This window comes from Amphritea sp. (assembly GCF_050300915.1).
GTDB lineage: Bacteria > Pseudomonadota > Gammaproteobacteria > Pseudomonadales > Balneatricaceae > Amphritea.
Genome location: NZ_JBNKYN010000186.1, coordinates 1 through 634, shown reverse-complemented (window position 1 = coordinate 634; position 634 = coordinate 1). Strand labels below are relative to the sequence as shown.

Below are 634 nucleotides of genomic sequence, written 5' to 3'. Positions count from 1 at the left end.
CCGCCCTCAACCGTCCTCATGAGCTGGCGCTGCACGTCCGGGGGGCTTTGAATAACGGCCTGACTCCAATACAGATTCGTGAAGTACTGATGCAGGTGGCGATCTATTGTGGCGTCCCGGCTTCGATCGACAGTTTCCGTGTCGCGATGCAGATTATGGAAGAGGAAGGCATCGATCTGAACAACCTGAAAGGCTGATCAGTCAGGTTAAACGGTCATTAGTGGCGTGGTAAACCGCGAATTGGAGAGCGTGTTTGGAACTCGTCATTAATATTGTTTTGCCGGTATTTGCCGTTGTTTTTAGCGGCTGGTTTGCCTGTAGATCCGGCGGTATACCGATGAGCGCTGTGAAGGCGCTCAACCATTTTATTATCAATTATGCTGTACCACCGATGCTGTTTCTGGCGATGGCTAAGGTCTCGCTGGACGCTTTGGTCAATCCCTCCTTTATTACCGCTTATTTTATTGCCACCACGATCACCATGCTGCTGGGGGTGTTTGGCTACCGGGGCCTGAAAAGCCGGGATAGCCTCGATGCCACGGTTATCTCACTCATCTGTGGCTGGGGGAATACCATCTATATGGGGGTGCCGCTGGCTTTCTATCTGTTTGGTGAGAAGGGCACCGTGCCGGTT

At 52.4% G+C, this 634-nt stretch carries 2 protein-coding genes; both read left to right on the top strand.

All coding sequences use genetic code 11. The features are described 5' to 3' along the window. Nucleotides 1–197 (top strand): carboxymuconolactone decarboxylase family protein (locus ACQY8X_RS21025; RefSeq protein ID WP_428037079.1); only part of this gene is annotated, 197 nt, incomplete at its 5' end. A gap of 56 nt (nucleotides 198–253) precedes the next feature. Continuing rightward, a partial coding sequence (locus ACQY8X_RS21020; protein WP_428037078.1) for an AEC family transporter occupies nucleotides 254–634 on the top strand: 381 nt, incomplete at its 3' end.